This window comes from Salinibacillus aidingensis (genome assembly GCF_055393355.1).
This window is the reverse complement of the sequence record NZ_AP043759.1, coordinates 2,771,696-2,788,793: the sequence shown is the minus strand read 5'-3', so window position 1 is coordinate 2,788,793 and position 17,098 is coordinate 2,771,696. Positions and strand designations below refer to the sequence as shown.

The window sequence follows — 17,098 nt, the reverse complement described above, 5'->3', positions numbered from 1 at the left end:
ATGAGAATATCTTGTGATTTTTTAACTTTTTGAACCCTATTGGACTGAACTTGTGTCAAACCTGGTGCTATATGATTGTTAAGTTTAATTTATTTAATATGTTTTGAACAAAATAACTAAAATAAATTGTACGTTATCGGGGAAGTTGCGTCAATATTGGTCTGCTCTTCTTAGTTGAGCTTGTGAGTTCGCGGATCTGGAAATGAGTAACTCAACTCTTTTACTGAAGGCTTCTGATAAACCTGATGAAAAAAACAGGAATGATCGATTGATGATTGCATACCGTATTGATTATTTACCCGAAAACATTCAGGCGATGGGGAGGTCGTTGAAGAATTATAAAATATCTATAAAAAGACATTGAGCGAGCCTGCCAGGCCAGATTTTTTATTATTTTTGTGTGAAACATTTTGTGAAACAAGATTATTCGGGGCGTGACAGGCACCACCCCGAAATATATATAAATTCATCCTTCCACCTGAATGAAACCCAAAAAATCTCATTTTCCTCTACATACCTTTTGGATTTTCATTACTCAGTGTATCTGTATTTAATTTTCCCTGATGTGCACGGTTTTGCAGCAAGGAGTATACTAACCTCACACTCAGGCGCAGACAGGTTTCGCCTGAGGAATAAAAATAGTGTGAGGTGAGCATGATGGGGAGAAAAAAGCGGATTTGGGAGCCTGGATATTTTTATCATATTGTTTGTCGCGGGAACCGTCGTGAGGATCTCTTTCTGGAGCAGGAGGATTTTTTGACATTCCTTTATATATTGGAGCATGTGTATCGAAAATGTCCGTTTGAGGTGGCTTCCTATTGTTTGATGACCAACCACGTTCACCTTCAGCTTCGTTCACAGGAGCAGGAAATCTCAAAGGTGATGGCCCGGGTGAACAAGCGTTATGCGGATTACTTCAATTATAAGTATAAGCTCACGGGCCATGTGTTTGAAAAGCGTTATTTTGATCGATTGATTGCCAATGAGGAGAGTATGCTTGAGACGAGTCGCTACATCCACCTGAATCCACTTGAAGCAAATATTGTTTCCAGACCCCAGGATTATGCGTGGAGCAGCCTGCAGTATTTTTGCGGTAATCAGGAGGAACGACCACCGTATATGAATATGGACGTGCTGTTAGACCATTTTTCCGGAACCAAGGACGAAAAGGGGAAAAAATACCGCAGCTGGTGCCTGTCACCACCCGAATCCGGTCGAATTTTGTCGAATCGAACATCAGTACATTTGTGAATACAGATTATAAATCTCGTAATCCAATAGGTATTCCTCCAGAGTTTTCGGGTGAGGGATAGAGGACCAGTATTCCTCCATGGGCTCTTGTGGATTCAGGGCTTGCCGGACCTGCTTTTTTGCCTCATAAAAGTCTTCAAACAGAGGATATTTTTCTCTGTATCTCCGGAATAAAAAGAGATGGCTGCTGTTTAATTCTGTTCCCTCAGAAAGGAAAATTTCTGCGAGAAGGCACTTTTCCTTAAAGCTGTACAAATTGTTCAGGAAAATGGCCTGGATGAAAGGCTTAATTCCTAGTTGCTCTGCTTTCTCTTGGTAAGAGGACGGGATGAGCTGGTTGCAATTGGACAGACGGTGGCGGTGGTTTAGGCTGGGACTTATATACAGCATACACGTCCTGGTTTCATGTTTCATTTGTATCCTGGAATGTTCGTGTCTGGAACCTGATAGCCACAGCTGAAGTGGCTGGCTTCGTTTTTCAAAAAAGGCCTTGCCCAGAATCTTCTCAATAGAGCGAGGGTTCATTTTCCACTCACGGATTAACTCATAATAAAGGAGTTCCACGTAGTTTATGTTCTCGTTTCTCTCTACACAATGCTTGAGCATGGATACCTTTCGTTCCTTTTCTGATTTAAAAGGTCCCACCACATAACAGAGGAGAGGGGATTTTCTCCGCAGCTGCTTCATCGCCGAAACATATGAAAATCCACTAATCACGTTATATTTATGATCCATTCGTTTTTCGACAATTATGTAAGGGTTGACGGCATTCCGCATTTTTGAGGTATAGCGAAAAGCTGTTTGACGGTCAACCTCCTCCATGTAAAAGGCCACCAGTCTATCATAAGTCAGTTTTACATGTCTCATGAAAAAATCACCCCGCATGTATTTGTTGTTAGAGTATATGTGGAGGGGATTTTGTCCTATTCAGGTGCCTGTCACCACCCGAATTTTGTCGAATTTCATGTACAGGTTTTTGTTTTATTGATATAATTTTCATATGAAATTAAGGGGAGTAGCTTTAACAGTAATGATCGTCAAAACAGAGTCGACTCTCGGCATTATTGGCGACCTAACCATTGTTAGCAAGACCTTTGCTTTAGTGCAGGGGTCTCTTTTTTATGCAAATACCAACATGAAATTGTGAGAGGAGAAAGGACATTGGAATCAATCTGGATTGAATACGGATGGACATTACTTGTGCTGATTGGTCTGGAAGGACTGCTATCAGCTGATAATGCGCTTGTATTGGCCATTATCGCAAAACATTTACCTGGTGATCAAAAAAACCGGGCCATTAATTATGGCGTTATGTTAGCTTTTATTTTTAGATTTTCGGCTATTTTTGCCATTTCATTTCTTGCTAATGTTTGGCAGGTTCAGGCAATCGGTGCTGCTTACTTGATTTATTTAGGGATGAAGCATGTGCTGGGGTCGAATAAGGAGGACGATGAGAACACAGTACTTTCGAAGGGGTCAGGCTTTTGGCCAACAGTTGCCAAGCTTGGCCTTGCAGACGTGGCTTTTGCCATAGATTCGATTTTAGCAGCGGTTGCCCTTGCCATCGCACTGCCGGAAACGCCGCTGCCGGCATTTGGTGGAATGGATGGAGCAAAGTTTGCCATTGTTGTGTTCGCGGGGATTGCAGGACTTATTCTGATAAAATATGCAGCAACATGGTTTGTCAGATTGCTAAACGACCGGCCGGGATTGGAAACTACCGCTTATCTTATCGTTGCCTGGGTGGGGGTGAAGCTTGCGGTCATTACATTGGCTCATGAGGATGTCGGAGTATTACCGCACGAGTTTCCTCATGGTATTACCTGGACGGCTGTTTTCTGGTCGGTTTTACTATCCACTGCAATTGGAGGGTGGTTCCTTTCCGGGCGAAAGGAATAGACCGGGTGGTGCCTGACCGGGTGGTGCCTGTCACCACCCGAATTTTGTCGAATGAAACATTTCCCATATATCCACATTCGTTCCTCTATGATACGATTAATAAGGAATAAACGCGGTAGATGCATAGAGGAGTTCGTATGATGAACAGCAGAGATTCGTATTTTTTTGATAGAAAGAGTGCCGAACTGGGGGTTGTGCTAAATAAGGTCCAAAAGCAGGCGGTTTTACATACAAAGGGTCCGCTCCTGCTGCTGGCGTCTCCGGGTTCAGGTAAAACGACAACGATCATCATGAGAATTGGATATTTAATAGAGGTTCAAAAGGCCGATCCTTCCCGAATAAAGGCTGTTACATTCAGTAAGGCTTCGGCCAATGATATGAAAGAGCGGTTTCAGCAGTTTTTTCCCAATCTTCCTTCTATACATTTTTCTACTATACATAGTTTGGCTTTTCAGGTCGTGAGGGAGTATTTTAATCGGCAGGGAATCCGGTATGAGCTCATTGAAGGGCAGGGTGAGCTGAATAAGAAGCAAATTCTGCGGAAAATCTATCAGTCTGTACACGAGGAGACGATAACGGAAGATCAGCTTGAGGCGCTCACTACCTATATCAGTTATATTAAAAACCGCCTGATCCCTGAGGAAAAGTGGACGGCCATCACATGTGATGTGTCTAAAGCCGCAGATATTTTAAAACAGTACGAGGACTTTAAAAAATCCCGTTCTGACCAGTTGCTTCTTGATTATGATGATATGCTTACCCTGGCGAATGATGTGCTGAAAACAGACCAGACGCTGCGGGTGAAATATCAGCAAAAATTTGATTATGTCCTCACCGATGAAAGTCAGGATACGTCACTGGTTCAGCATGCCATCATTGAGCAGCTTGTGGAGGAGCACAAAAATTTATTTGTTGTTGCCGATGATGATCAGTCGATTTATATGTGGCGGGCGGCCGAGCCACAATATCTGCTCGATTTTCAAAGAGTTTATCCGGAAGCGAAAATTCTCAAGCTTGAGCAAAATTACCGCTCCAGCCAAGAGATTGTAGATGTTTCGAACAGGTTCATTAAGCGCAATAAAAATCGCTATGAAAAACAGATGTTCACGAAAAATCCTTCCCGTGAGCAGGTTGAGCTGACTGCGCTAAGGGATTATCATGAGCAGCCGGGCTATCTGGTGGATAAAATTTCTCTGCTTGAAAATTACCGGGATGCAGCGATATTATACCGGAACCATTCATCCTCAATTCCTCTGATTGATGCGTTTGCCCGGGCCGGAATTCCTTTTTATATGAAGGATCCTGACAACCGTTTTTTCACCCATTGGATTGTGAAGGATGTCCTGAATTTTATGCGGCTCGCTTTTGATGCCAGGCGGACGGATATTTTCGAAAGGGTTTATGGAAAGTTTAACTGGTATTTATCGAAAAATCATATGGAGCAGCTTCATAGAATGCAGAATGGTGAATCGGTGTTTGACAACCTGATTCGTTATACCCGTTTGAAGGATTTTCAGAAGGTGAAGATTAAAAAGGGAAAAGAGATTTTTCGTGAAATGAAGCAAATGGATCCAGGACAGGCGATCCGCTCCATACGTACAGAGCTTGGGTATGAAGACGTCTTGAAGGATATGAGTAAGCGGCTCGGTTTTAATAAGGAAAATCTATTTGATATACTGAACACTTTGGAGGACATAGCCAAATCAGTGGACAGTGTGGCGGGTTTCGGGAAACGGATTAAACACCTGGATGCCCTGATGGCTTCCTCAAAGTTTAATAAGGGTGAGGATGCCGTCACATTTTCTACCTTTCATAGTGCGAAGGGGCTGGAATTTCCAAGGGTGTATATGATTGATTTGATCGATGGTGTGATTCCGGCGCAGTCTGATCTGGAAAGTGCAAAGGATGGGGTATACGAACCGCTGGAGGAAGCAGTCCGGCTTTTTTATGTTGGCATGACCCGGGCCGAGCAGCATCTGGAGCTTGTTACCTATCAGCGCAAGTACGGGAAAAAAGCGCGGCCGTCACGCTTCTATCATGATGTGGAGCGGATTGTACATCCACCCAAGGTTATTAAGGAAGATGAGAAGACAGGGAAGAGGGAAAGCCGGACAAGCACCAAAAAGACCAGAATCCCTTATGACCCGAATGCGATAAAAGAGCGGGATGCTTTGCAGGAAGGGATGATGGTCAAGCATCGAGTCTTTGGCCGGGGTGAAATCGTGTCCTGCAGCGATGAAATTATAGAAATCCGCTTCCCCAAATTCACCAAAAAGTTATCTGTTGATAAGTGCCTGGAGATGGGACTATTAGGTGCCTGTCACCACCCGAATTTTGTCGAATAATCATTAATGGGAGGGGTTTTCATGAAATACAGTTATGTTTCGCATCTTTATTGTCCGAAATGCGGGAAGGAGTTTCATACGAAGGAGCAGCATCAATTGTGCTCGTGCGGTTCGCCGCTCCTGGTAGATTATAATCTTGATGAGTTGCAGAAGAATTTTACTGCTGAGGATCTGAAGGGACGGGAAAACTCTATATGGAGGTATCATGAGCTTCTTCCTGTTGAAGATCGTGAAAATGTCGTGTCCTTAGGGGAAGGAATGACACCGCTTGTTTCCTTTACCAATCTAGGGGAGGACATGTCGCTTGAAAATCTCTATATGAAGGATGAAGGACTGATTCCTACGGGGTCATTTAAAGCGAGAGGCGCGGCAGTCGGTGTATCAAAAGCAACAGAAATAGGAGTGGATGAGCTTGCGATGCCCACGAATGGAAATGCCGGGGCTGCATGGTCTTTATATAGTGCGAGGGCCGGACTTCAATCCACCATTGTTATGCCCAAGGATGCTCCGGAGATTACCAGAACAGAAGTATCCTTATCCGGATCTAATCTTTATTTAGTGAATGGCCTCATTAGTGACGCTGGAAAAATTGTGGGGAAGGCTGTAAAGGATTATAACCTGTACGATGCCTCAACCTTAAAGGAACCTTACCGGATAGAAGGAAAGAAAACAATGGGGCTGGAAATTGCCGAGCAACTCAATTGGAAGCTTCCTGATGTTATCGTATACCCAACAGGTGGTGGAGTGGGTCTGATCGGCATTTATAAGGCTCTGAAGGAATTAAAAACACTGGGCTTGGTTGAAGGTTCATTACCTAGATTGGTTGCGGTTCAGTCAACAGGATGTGCCCCTATTGTGCAAGCCTGGGAGAATGGGGAGCGTGAATCAGAGTTCTGGAATGATTCATCAACACTTGCCTTTGGTATTAATGTGCCTAAAGCCCTGGGAGATTTTCTTGTGCTGGATGCCCTATATGATACGGATGGATGTGCGGTGGCTGTAGATGATCAAGCCATTTTGGACGAACAGGAAAAAATAGCAGGCTTGGAAGGAAGCTTCGTATGCCCAGAGGGAGCAGCCACATTTGTCGCTATCCGCAAACTGCGGGAGGAAGGCTGGATTGGGCAAAATGAGACCGTAGTAGGATTAAACACAGGAGCCGGCATAAAGTATCCGGACACTGTTCAGGTAGATCCTGAGATGCTGGAGAAGAATGATACACTATAGGCTGGTGCCTGTCACGACCCGAATTTTGTCGAATTGCATACGGAATAAGTAAGGGGTATGACATATGTATTGTCATACCCCTTTTTACATCTATCAGGAACGTTTGTCGTCAAATAAAAATCGACAAAGTTCGTGCGATTTCGGGTGGTGACAGGCACCTCACCCGCGAACTTCTTCACCATTCTTCCCTTCATACCGAAGCCCCCAGCCAGTTAAGGCAGCAACCAGCATGATGATGACGAGGAACCAGCCTTGAAAGACAAAAGGAAAGACGGACGTTGGATTCACAACAGGGAGCCATTCATATTGCTCCTGCATTGACTGGATGGTTGACCAGCCCAAAAGGACAGGCGCACCCCAGGGAAAAATGTATCCCAATGCTGAGGTGATGGCGTCCAGCATATTGGCTCTGCGATAACGGTGAATCTTATACCTGGTTCCAAGCTCTCGTACAAAAGGAGCCGCAGCAATTTCAGCCGCCGTATTAATCGTTATGGCACTATTTAGCAGGGCAACAATGCTCCACATGGCGATTTCTGCTCTACGTACAGATTTTTTAATCCATTTAATCATCATACCTGTAATCACTTCCATCGTACCGCCCAGCTTCAATAGATGACTGGCTGCAACAATGAGCAGAATCAAAACAGCCATATTAAAATAGCTGGTGATCCCCGATACTAATGCACCTTCTACAATCATATCCGATTCAGGATTAAAATTCAGAATTTGTGTCAATGGCTTGATATTCAGAATAGCAATGAGCGCAATGGCAAACACAATTCCCCATGTCAGGGATGTCAGCAAATGGTGTCCCCGCAAGGCTAAAAATAGCACGAGAGCAAAGGGAACAAGCATAATCAGTCCATTTGGTGAAATGGATTCAGCCATAGAGCTAATTGCGGCCTGATTACCTTGAACATTGCCGCCCCCGCCAAATATCGCAAATAATAGGAAAGTTGGAATCGCGGCGGCAATCGAATATTTAAAACGTGAGCGGACTACTCCGGGAACGTCTGCATCCTGGGTAACAGCCGATACAATGGTCGTGTCGGAAACCGGTGCCAGGTTATCACCAAAAACAGCCCCGGCCAGGATTGCAGCGAACATAAAGAGAGGGTCTGCTCCAACAGCAATACCGGATGGATACATCAGCGTACTGAAAGCAACCACCGTTCCATATCCAGTTCCCACCGCGGTTGAAAAAGTTGCAGACAGAAGGAAGGTCATTGCAACGAACAATCCTCCACTCAATCCTGTAATGGATCCAATCCATACCAGTCCTTCAACAAGCCCGCCAACCTGTAATACTTGTGCAAACATTCCGGCATAAAACCAGGCAACAATGGCAATGACACCAACCGGCTGTGCCAGTCCATCAAACAATCCCTGAGCATAATCCTCCCATTTACTCTTTGAAAAGAAAAGTCCCAGGGTCAGCCCCATAATGGCCCCTAGAACAAGCCCAACTTCGGAGGAAAGCTGGAGTACACTAATGGTGATCGCCCATATTACAAAAAACAACAGGGGAATGGCCGCACCAAATGCCCCCAGCCTGAATTCCAATGATTGAACAACTGCTCCACCCGTAGCTTTATCTATATCTTCATTGTTTGGCATATGTAAACCTCCTTTTCGGGTATGGTGCCTGTCACCACCCGAATTTTGTCGAATGATTTTTAGTCAGTAGTAGTATCTTATCAGGAAATGGGGGTGGATGTCACTATATGATATAGATATTCTATCAGTGAAATCAGGGAGAGCACGGGGAATTACCAACAATTCTTAAAAAAACCTTTAGCTGTGATTCCTAAAAAGTTTTATTTTTATATTGAATTTTTAGAAAAATTTAATTATAATCAAATTTAGAAAAACAGAATCTTAATTCCACATTGCGGAATTATGTCATTTTTAAAAGGAAGGTGATGACCTGGCAATCCATATATCTCTAGAACTGTACATTATAAGGGAGGACATAAGAATGAAAAAGTTAATAAACTCAAGTGATGCTCTTAATGTAATTAAAAATGGGGATACATTACTTGTTGGAGGGTTTGGATTATCAGGAACCCCTTTGACACTTCTTGATGAAATTGCTGAATCAGATAAAACGGATTTAACCGTAGTCAGTAATAATCTGGGAGAGGCAGGCAGAGGACTTGGCAAGTTACTACTGGCCGGAAATTTAAAAAAGGCAGTCGGATCCTATTTTACCACTAATCGTGATGCAGTGGAGGCCTGGAATAATGGAAATCTGGAAATTGAATTAGTCCCCCAAGGCACATTAGCAGAAGCGATTCGATGCGGTGGAGCAGGAATTGGCGGCTTCTATACCAGGACGGCTGTAGGGACAAAAATTGCTGAAGGAAAAGAAGAGAAAGTGATTGATGGAGAGAGATATATACTTGAAAAAGCTATCAAAGGAGACGTAGCCATTATTAAATCTTTGAAAGCGGATACACTCGGAAACCTCATCTATGACCACACCGCAAGAAATTTCAACCCACTAATGGCAACAGCAGCCAAGACTGTAATCGCAGAAGTCGATGAAATTGTTGAAGCTGGAGAAATCGACCCTCATCAAGTAGTAACCCCTCATTTATTTGTTGATTACGTAGTGGAAAGTAAATACGTGAAAAAGGGAGGGGTCTATATTGAGTCAATCTAATCGAATCAAAATCGCCAAAAGAGTTGTAGAAGAACTTCCGGAAGGTGCCGTTGTCAATCTTGGTGTTGGCATTCCTACCTTAATTCCGGATTATTTGGATGGTAAGAAAGTTTATTTACAATCGGAAAATGGTTTGCTGGGAATCGGTCCAACACCAGATGAAGAAAATGTAAACATGGATTTAATCAGCGCGAGCAAGAAACCGATTACAATGGATACTGGCGCTTCGTTATTTGATAGTGCTGATTCCTTTGTCATCATACGTGGCGGTCACGTAGATGCAGCGGTTTTAGGTGCCCTCCAGGTTGATCGTTATGGAGAGATTGCCAATTGGGCTGTTCCAGGTAAGAGTATATTAGGTGTTGGTGGTGCGATGGATCTTGTGGCAGGGGCGAAGAAAATCATTATTGCTTCTACTCATCAGGCCAAAAACCATCAACCAAAATTAGTAGAAAAGCTAACCTTTCCAAGCAGTGGAATCAGGAAGGCAGAAATGTTAGTTACAGAGCATGCGGTTTTTAAGTTTACAGATGATGGCCCGGTACTGATTGAAAAATTATCAGATATATCTATGTCTGAGCTTCGGGATATTACTGGTGCTGAATTTAAAGAGAAAATTAAACTGTGAAGGAGGTCTCAATATGAAAAAAGTGATTTGGTTACTGTCAGCTACTATTTTTATGGCAGGAATTTTAATAGGCTGTTCCTCATCAGGAGGGGCAGGTTCAAATAATAACGGGCAAGGGGACAATACAGCTGGTGGAGTCCCTGGTGAAATGACGTTTGGTTCAGCTACCCAAGGGGGGTTTTGGTATACATTATCAGGTGCAATGTCAGACAAAATGAATGATCTATTCCCTGACTCATCTACAACCATTGTAGAAGGGGGGTCTATATCTAATCTACTTGGCTTAGGGCAGGATAAATTTCATATTGCTTTTAGTAACGGGCAGACCGTACCAGAAGCATTGAATGGAGAGAAAGCATTTGAAGAACCGATAACAAACGTAAGCACGGTTGCTACACTGTACCCAAATGTTTTTCATATTGCCGTTCGTGCTGACTCAGATATACATTCTGTTGAAGATTTAGCGGGTAAAACGGTTAGTCCAGGTATTAAAGGCTACAGTGGTGAACTTGCATTTCAGGAGATCCTTAAATTGAATGATATGAGCTATGACGACCTCGAAGGTATTGAATATGTAGGAACATCTGATGGTGCAGATTTACTTAGGGATGGGCACATAGATGCCATTACAGGAATGCTGTCAGCACCTGTTGCCGTATATCAGGAATTAGATACAACATTAGGGCTTCGATTTATACCACTTAAAAAAGAGACTGTTGAAGCACTTCATGCCCAAAATGAAGGGTATCTTGAACACACCATCCCTGCTGGTACGTATCCAAACCAGTCAGAAGATGTCCTAACCACAGCCGGATATACTGTACTGTTAGCAAACAATAATTTGATGAGTGAAGATACCATTTATAAGTTAACAAAAATGATCATTGAAGAAAGAGATTCCTGGGAAGATATCTCTAAAGTAATGAGTGACTTTAACGCCGAGTATTCGGTGAAAAATAGTGTTGGAGAATTACACCCTGGTGCAGAAAAATATTATAAGGAGATAGGAGTATTGGAATAGCTCGTTCTAAGCTTCTCCCGAGGAGGGATGATATGGCGGGAAACCATGTTGACCTGGATGATATTCAGCAGAACCAGACGGAAGTGACCAATGAAAAATTGCGTGCGTTGAAAGGATTTGCAGGCAAACTAATATCCATAATAGCCATTGCCATGTCTATTTTCCATTTGTACACAGGGCTGTTTGGCGTATTTGAGTCCATACTTCAGCGTTCTGCACATTTGGGTTTTGCCTTAGTTCTGGTATTTGCCATCTATCGGCCAACAAAAAAAGCAGGTAAAGAGAAGTTACATTGGTACGATTGGTTATTAATGATTTTATCAATCGTCTCTTATTCATATTTTGTCTTTAACGCTCAGGAGATCCAATCTCGTATGAGCTATATTGAGCAATTAACAAGTTTAGAAATTGTTCTTGGTTTTATTGCGATGTTTACGTTAATTGAGGCTACCAGAAGAGTAATAGGGAAGACGCTCGTTGTGCTGGTTTTTATCTTTCTGGCCTACGGATTCTTTGGCCATTTTATTACTGGAGCATTAGGGCATCGGGAATTTACAACCATGTGGATTATGGATCATTTATTTTATACAACAAATGGTGTGTTTGGAACAGCACTGGGTGTATCTGCAACCTTTATATTCCTTTTTGTTTTATTTGGAAAATTTCTTGAGGTTTCCGGTGCCGGAAATTTCTTTATCAATCTGTCTGTCTCAGCCATGGGACAGTATCGGGGAGGCCCGGCTAAAACAGCCATTGTTGGAAGCTCCATACTTGGTACCATTTCAGGAAGTGCTGTTGCGAATACAGCCACAACAGGTGCATTTACAATTCCACTGATGAAAAAAACAGGCTATAGAAACTACTTTGCAGCTGCTGTAGAGGCTGTGTCTTCAGCTGGTGGCCAAATTATGCCGCCGATTATGGGAGCATCGGCATTTATTATTGCTGCGTATTTAGGGGTTCCGTATATGGAATTGGCTGTAGCTGCAATTATTCCAGCTGTTCTTTATTATCTATCACTGTTTTTGCAAGTAGACCTGCGTGCAAGACGGAATAGAATGGTGGGTATTAAAAAGGAAGAACTGCCAGGCACATGGGGAATCTTTAAGAAAGGTTTCCACTTCCTGATTCCTCTGGTTGTCATTGTCGTTATGCTTGTGGGTGGAAGTTCACCTATGAAGGCAGGGCTTTATGCTATTATAAGCACCATTTTAGTGGCAGCTATTCAGGCTTCTACCAGACTTTCAGGGAAGCAAATCGTGAAGGCTTTAGACCTTGGAGCAAAGGCGTCCCTGGAAACTGTTATCGCATGTGCCGCAGCGGGATTAATCATAGGAATGATAGGTTTAACGGGTATTGGACTGAAGTTCAGCAGTCTGATTATTGAATTATCTGGCGGTATCTTACTGATTGCGCTTATATTTACGATGATTGCAAGTATCATTCTTGGCATGGGATTACCAACAGTTGCTGCGTATATTGTACAGGTACCTTTAACCATTCCCGCATTAATAGAGCTTGGTGTAACACCGGTTGCTGCTCATTTATTTGTCTTTTACTTTGCATCATTGTCAGCTATTACACCACCAGTAGCACTTGCCGCATTTACCGGAGCGGGAATTGCGGGGTCTGAACCGATGAAAACAGGTATGACTGCTGTACGATTAGGCATTACAGCATATATCGTACCTTACCTGTTTGTATATGGAGAACAGCTTCTGTTAATCGGATCTGCATCTCAGATTATTCCATCAGTTATTACAGCTATTATTGGTGTTATTGGCATTGCCTGCGCTGCTGAAGGCTGGGTGCTTCGACACGCATTTTGGTATGAAAGAATGCTTTTATTTGCAGGAGCCATCGGAATGACTATCCCGGGAATTTACTCGGACATTATAGGTGTTATCGTTCTGGTAAGCATCTATTTTCTTCAAAAAACATTTAGAAAGGACTTACTAACTAGTAGTAATTCTAGTAATGCAAAGGAGATGTCGTCATGAATCAATCCGCTGTTGTTGGTGCAGGAGTGATGGGAAAGGGGATTGCTTATGCATTTGCGATTTCCGGATATGAGGTTTTTGTGAATGATGTTAAAGAAGAGGCCCTTGAGAAGGCTGAACGTGACATTGAGTCTCTTCTTGAAAAGAGCTGTGATAAAGGATTTTTAACAAAGGAAGTTTATCATACGGCGCTGGAGAATCTGCATTTTGAAACAGATCTGACAAAGGCGGCCAAAAACGCTGATGTCGTCGTAGAGGCTGTTCTTGAAAAAATAGATTTAAAGATTTCTATTTTTCAGCAACTTGATGAAATTTGTAAGCCGGAAGCGATTCTTGCCACGAATACCTCAACGATGAGTCCAACTGAGATTGGTGCACAAACCTCCCGTCCAGATAAAGTTGTGGCGATGCACTTTTTTAATCCTGTACACAAAATGAAGCTTATTGAAGTGATTCGTGGTCTGGATACATCAGATGAGACTGTTGATCAGGTCAGAACGATTTCCAATCAGATTCAAAAAGAAATGGTTGAAGTCAATGAATTCCCTGGATTTGTGACCTCCCGGATGAATTGTTTGATCGGGAATGAAGCCATGAACATGTTTATGGAGGGTGTTGCAAGTGCAGAGGATATAGATAAAGCTATGAAACTCGGATTAAATCACCCAATGGGTCCGCTTGAACTGGCGGATTTAGTAGGCCTTGATTCCCGTCTTCGCAATATGGAATATCTCCATCAAACATTGGGTGAAAAATACCGTCCTTCACCAATCCTCACAAAGTATGTGAAGGCAGGTCGGCTTGGTAAAAAATCAGGAAAAGGGTTTTACAACTATTCTTAAAAGAAGGGTGAAATCATGAATCAATTTCAAAATGTCGATATCCAAACAGAAGAAGGTATTTTTTGGATAACCCTTAATCGTCCGGAAGTACGCAATGCTTTAGACGCAGCCATGCTTGAAGAAATTGATCAGGCCTTGGATATAGCAGAAAAAAGTCAGGATACAAAAGTAATCATAATTCAAAGTGCAGGGGAAAAGTCGTTTGCTGCAGGTGCAGATATTAAGCAACTACATGAAAAAGAACCTCTGGAAGCCATTGTTCCCGGTATGCAGGCTCTTTATTCTAAAATTGAAAATTCAACAAAGGCCACCATTGCGGTTGTTCAGGGATTTGCCCTGGGAGGTGGGTGTGAATTAGCCATGGCTTGTGATATTCGTATTGCTGGCCACAGAGCGAAATTCGGTTTACCTGAGCTCAATCTGGGGATTATACCGGGAGCCGGCGGTACTCAGCGAATGGCACGGATCATTGGCAAAGGGCGTGCACTGGATATGATTTTAACGGGAAAAATGATTGATGGAAAAGAGGCCGAACGAATTGGGTTAGCCAGCTATTATGTACCTGAAGAAGACAGCCTGACTGAAAAAGCCCAGGGCGTAGCAACAGAGATTTTAAAGAAAGGACCGATTGCTATCCACTTAGCTAAAATGGCCGTTCACAAAGGATTTGATATCGATGAGAGTACGGCAATGTGGATGGAAAAATTATCGCAGGCTGTTGTGTTTGGAACAGAGGATAAACAGGAAGGAACGAAGGCCTTTATTGAAAAAAGGCCGGCATCATTCCAAAACAAATAAGAAAAGGGGCTATCAATTATGGATTTTACTTTATCAGAAGAAATAGAGTTCTTACGTGAAAATGTGCGTAAATTTGTAAAAGAAGAAGTGGAACCGGTTGCAATGGAAATTGAAGAAAACAATGAAATCCCGGAAAAAATCATTGAACAGTCCAAAGAAATGGGATTGTTCAGTCTAAGTATCCCTGAAGAGTATGGGGGCCTGGGCCTTGGCATGGTCGATAAATGTGCCGTATTTGAGGAGCTTGGCAAAACTCATAACGGTTTTACAACTTTGATCGGAGCACATACCGGAATCGGGACAGTCGGTATTGTCGAGTTTGGAACAGAAGAGCAAAAACAGAAATACTTACCGAAAATGGCCACAGGTGAATGGATTGGCGCGTTTGCCCTAACGGAACCATCTGCGGGCTCAAATGCTGCAAATTTAAAAACAACAGCTGTAAAAAAAGGGGATAAATATATCATTAACGGATCCAAACACTATATCACCAATGCTGTTGATGCGAATGTTTTCACTGTTATGGCTGTTACAGATCCTGAAAAGGGTGCCAAAGGAATTACTTCATTTATTGTTGAGAAGGATTTCCCTGGTTTTTCTTTAGGTAGTGTAGAAGAAAAAATGGGACTTAGGGGATCTCACTCTGCGGAATTATTTTTTGAAGATATGGAAGTCCCGGCTGAAAATGTACTGGGTGAAGAAGGGCAGGGCTATGTAAATGCATTAAAGGTACTTGCCAATGGTCGTGCAGGTCTAGCGGCTCGAAACCTGGGCTCCTGTGAAAAATTACTGGAGCATTGCCTAAGCTACGCAAAAGAGCGGGAGCAGTTCGGTAAACCAATTTTGGAAATCCAAACCATCCAGAATATGCTGGCGGATATTAGTATGCAGATCGAAACGTTAAAATCCTTGACATACCGGGTGGCATGGATGACCGATCAAAAGCAGCGTGTGGTAAAAGAAGCGGCGATTGCTAAATTATATGGCTCAGAAGTCTATAACAAAGTAGCTGACCTCGCTGTCCAAATTCACGGAGGCATTGGATACATGAAGGATTACCCAATTGAACGCTATTACCGTGATGCTCGGATTACCAAAATCTATGAAGGTACATCTGAAATTCAACGAAATATCATTGCTGGGGAGTTAATTCGCGAATTAAAGAGAAGGGAAGGATAAAATGGAATTAAGAGAATCCTATATTATTGGTTCTGTGCGTACAGCAGTAGGAAAAATGGGAGGAACATTAAAGGATGTAACTCCTGATTATCTGGGAGAAAAAGTGATTCGGGAAGTCCTTAATAGATATGGAGCGGACGTAGAAGTGGATGAAGTCATTCTGGGTCAGGCTAAGCAAAGTCAGGATCAGGCAAACCTGGGAAGACTGGCGGCATTGCGTGCAGGCTTACCTGTAAGTGTATCTGGTTATACAGTACACCGGCAATGTGGCTCCGGATTACAGGCTATAAATAATGCGGATATGCAACTTAAACTCGGTTTGTCTGATGTCGTTGTTGCAGGTGGAGCAGAAAGCATGAGTACAGCTCCCTTTTACCTGCGAAATGCCAGGTATGGATATAAAGCTGGCAACGGAGTTTTAGTGGATCCGAATACAGAAAGTCAGCCATGCTCCCAGCCAAGAGAAGAATATGGTGAGCTAACCATGGGGCTAACAGCAGAAAATCTGGCCGAAAAATATCAGATTTCCCGAAAAGAACAGGATGAATTTGCTCAACGCAGCCAGGAGCTTGCAGATCAGGCTATCAAAACAGGCCGATTTGAAGATGAAATTGTACCCTTTGAAGTAAAAGAACGGAAAAAAACGCTCACATTTGATACAGACGAACATCCAAGACTGACATCGTTAGAAAAATTAAGCACACTTCCTGCCGTATTTAAAGATGGGGGTTCCGTTACACCAGGAAATGCCAGTGGACGTAATGATGGAGCAGCAGCCCTGTTAATGATGAATAAGGAAAAAGTGGATGAGTATGGAATCAAGCCTCAGGCGAGAATTATTGCCCAGGCGACCAGTGGTGTATCACCGGACATCATGGGAATTGGACCTGTTGAGTCTACGGCAAAAGCATTAAAGCAGGCAAATCTATCAATGGAAGATATCGGGCTGATCGAATTAAATGAAGCATTTGCTGCTCAGTCCATTGCGGTTATCCGTGAAGCAAACATGGATCTGAACAAAGTAAATGTCAATGGTGGTGCCATAGCCCTTGGTCATCCGATTGGTGCCACCGGGGCGATAATTACAACAAAGCTTCTGCATGAAATGGAAAGAAGAGGCGAAAAGTACGGCCTGGTTACCCTGTGTATAGGTGGAGGACAGGGAATCTCAACGATCATAGAATATTTGCAATAAACGGAAGTGACTGGCAACCTGTAGTTGCCAGTCTTCACGATTATT

Annotated in this window: 14 protein-coding genes; 12 read left to right on the top strand and 2 right to left on the bottom strand. The window is 43.0% G+C overall.

Going from position 1 to position 17,098, the window contains the following annotated elements:
* Positions 1-657 precede the first annotated feature (657 nt).
* Entirely contained in the window at positions 658-1,251 is a 594-nt protein-coding gene (locus ACZ5OK_RS14635) for an REP-associated tyrosine transposase (RefSeq protein ID WP_343838009.1), read from the top strand.
* Here the strand turns inward: ACZ5OK_RS14635 and ACZ5OK_RS14630 are convergent.
* The gene (locus ACZ5OK_RS14630; protein WP_343838007.1) at positions 1,237-2,118 is read right to left on the bottom strand and encodes a hypothetical protein; all 882 of its coding nucleotides are present in this window, start codon (positions 2,116-2,118) and stop codon (positions 1,237-1,239) included. The two genes, ACZ5OK_RS14635 and ACZ5OK_RS14630, sit on opposite strands and share 15 nt — an antisense overlap.
* A gap of 294 nt (positions 2,119-2,412) precedes the next feature.
* Here ACZ5OK_RS14630 and ACZ5OK_RS14625 point away from each other — a divergent pair, with 294 nt between their 5' ends.
* The 3 genes from ACZ5OK_RS14625 to ACZ5OK_RS14615 all read left to right on the top strand — a co-directional run bounded on the left by ACZ5OK_RS14625 (position 2,413) and on the right by ACZ5OK_RS14615 (position 6,722).
* Entirely contained in the window at positions 2,413-3,150 is a 738-nt protein-coding gene (locus ACZ5OK_RS14625; protein ID WP_343838005.1) for a TerC family protein, read from the top strand.
* Between the two features lie 137 nt (positions 3,151-3,287).
* On the top strand, positions 3,288-5,495 hold the full coding sequence (locus tag ACZ5OK_RS14620) for an ATP-dependent helicase (protein WP_464758213.1): 2,208 nt from the start codon (positions 3,288-3,290) through the stop codon (positions 5,493-5,495).
* A gap of 21 nt (positions 5,496-5,516) precedes the next feature.
* Positions 5,517-6,722 (top strand): threonine synthase, encoded by a 1,206-nt coding sequence (locus ACZ5OK_RS14615; protein ID WP_343838001.1) that lies wholly within the window; start codon positions 5,517-5,519, stop codon positions 6,720-6,722.
* 159 nt (positions 6,723-6,881) lie between these two features.
* On the opposite strand, the gene ACZ5OK_RS14610 is transcribed toward ACZ5OK_RS14615, so the two are convergent.
* On the bottom strand, positions 6,882-8,342 hold the full coding sequence (locus ACZ5OK_RS14610) for a Na+/H+ antiporter NhaC family protein (RefSeq protein WP_343837999.1): 1,461 nt from the start codon (positions 8,340-8,342) through the stop codon (positions 6,882-6,884).
* A 361-nt stretch (positions 8,343-8,703) separates the two neighbouring features.
* On the opposite strand from ACZ5OK_RS14610, the gene ACZ5OK_RS14605 reads away from it, so the two are divergent.
* From ACZ5OK_RS14605 to ACZ5OK_RS14570, 8 genes are read left to right on the top strand one after another with little or no spacing between them, the layout of a single operon-like run.
* A complete protein-coding gene (locus ACZ5OK_RS14605; protein WP_343837996.1) occupies positions 8,704-9,390 on the top strand; it encodes a CoA transferase subunit A in 687 nt (228 codons plus the stop codon).
* Positions 9,377-10,018, top strand: coding sequence for a 3-oxoacid CoA-transferase subunit B (locus ACZ5OK_RS14600; RefSeq protein WP_343837993.1), 642 nt, complete (start codon positions 9,377-9,379; stop codon positions 10,016-10,018). Before ACZ5OK_RS14605 ends, ACZ5OK_RS14600 begins: the two co-directional genes overlap by 14 nt.
* 13 nt (positions 10,019-10,031) lie before the next feature.
* Positions 10,032-11,039 carry a TAXI family TRAP transporter solute-binding subunit gene (locus ACZ5OK_RS14595; RefSeq protein ID WP_343837991.1) on the top strand — a complete coding sequence of 336 codons (1,008 nt, stop codon included), beginning with the start codon at positions 10,032-10,034 and terminating at the stop codon, positions 11,037-11,039.
* 32 nt (positions 11,040-11,071) lie between these two features.
* Positions 11,072-13,039, top strand: a complete 1,968-nt coding sequence (locus ACZ5OK_RS14590) for a TRAP transporter permease (RefSeq protein WP_343837989.1) — start codon at positions 11,072-11,074, stop codon at positions 13,037-13,039.
* Positions 13,036-13,881: a 3-hydroxyacyl-CoA dehydrogenase gene (locus tag ACZ5OK_RS14585; RefSeq protein WP_343837987.1), complete on the top strand. Its 846-nt coding sequence runs from the start codon at positions 13,036-13,038 to the stop codon at positions 13,879-13,881. The genes ACZ5OK_RS14590 and ACZ5OK_RS14585 overlap by 4 nt, the downstream gene beginning before the upstream one ends.
* A 15-nt stretch (positions 13,882-13,896) precedes the next feature.
* Positions 13,897-14,679 (top strand): enoyl-CoA hydratase/isomerase family protein, encoded by a 783-nt coding sequence (locus ACZ5OK_RS14580; RefSeq protein ID WP_343837985.1) that lies wholly within the window; start codon positions 13,897-13,899, stop codon positions 14,677-14,679.
* Between the two features lie 18 nt (positions 14,680-14,697).
* Positions 14,698-15,858 (top strand): acyl-CoA dehydrogenase family protein, encoded by a 1,161-nt coding sequence (locus ACZ5OK_RS14575; RefSeq protein WP_343837982.1) that lies wholly within the window; start codon positions 14,698-14,700, stop codon positions 15,856-15,858.
* Position 15,859: 1 nt separating this feature from the next.
* The gene (locus ACZ5OK_RS14570) at positions 15,860-17,053 is read left to right on the top strand and encodes a thiolase family protein (RefSeq protein ID WP_343837980.1); all 1,194 of its coding nucleotides are present in this window, start codon (positions 15,860-15,862) and stop codon (positions 17,051-17,053) included.
* Positions 17,054-17,098 lie beyond the last annotated feature (45 nt).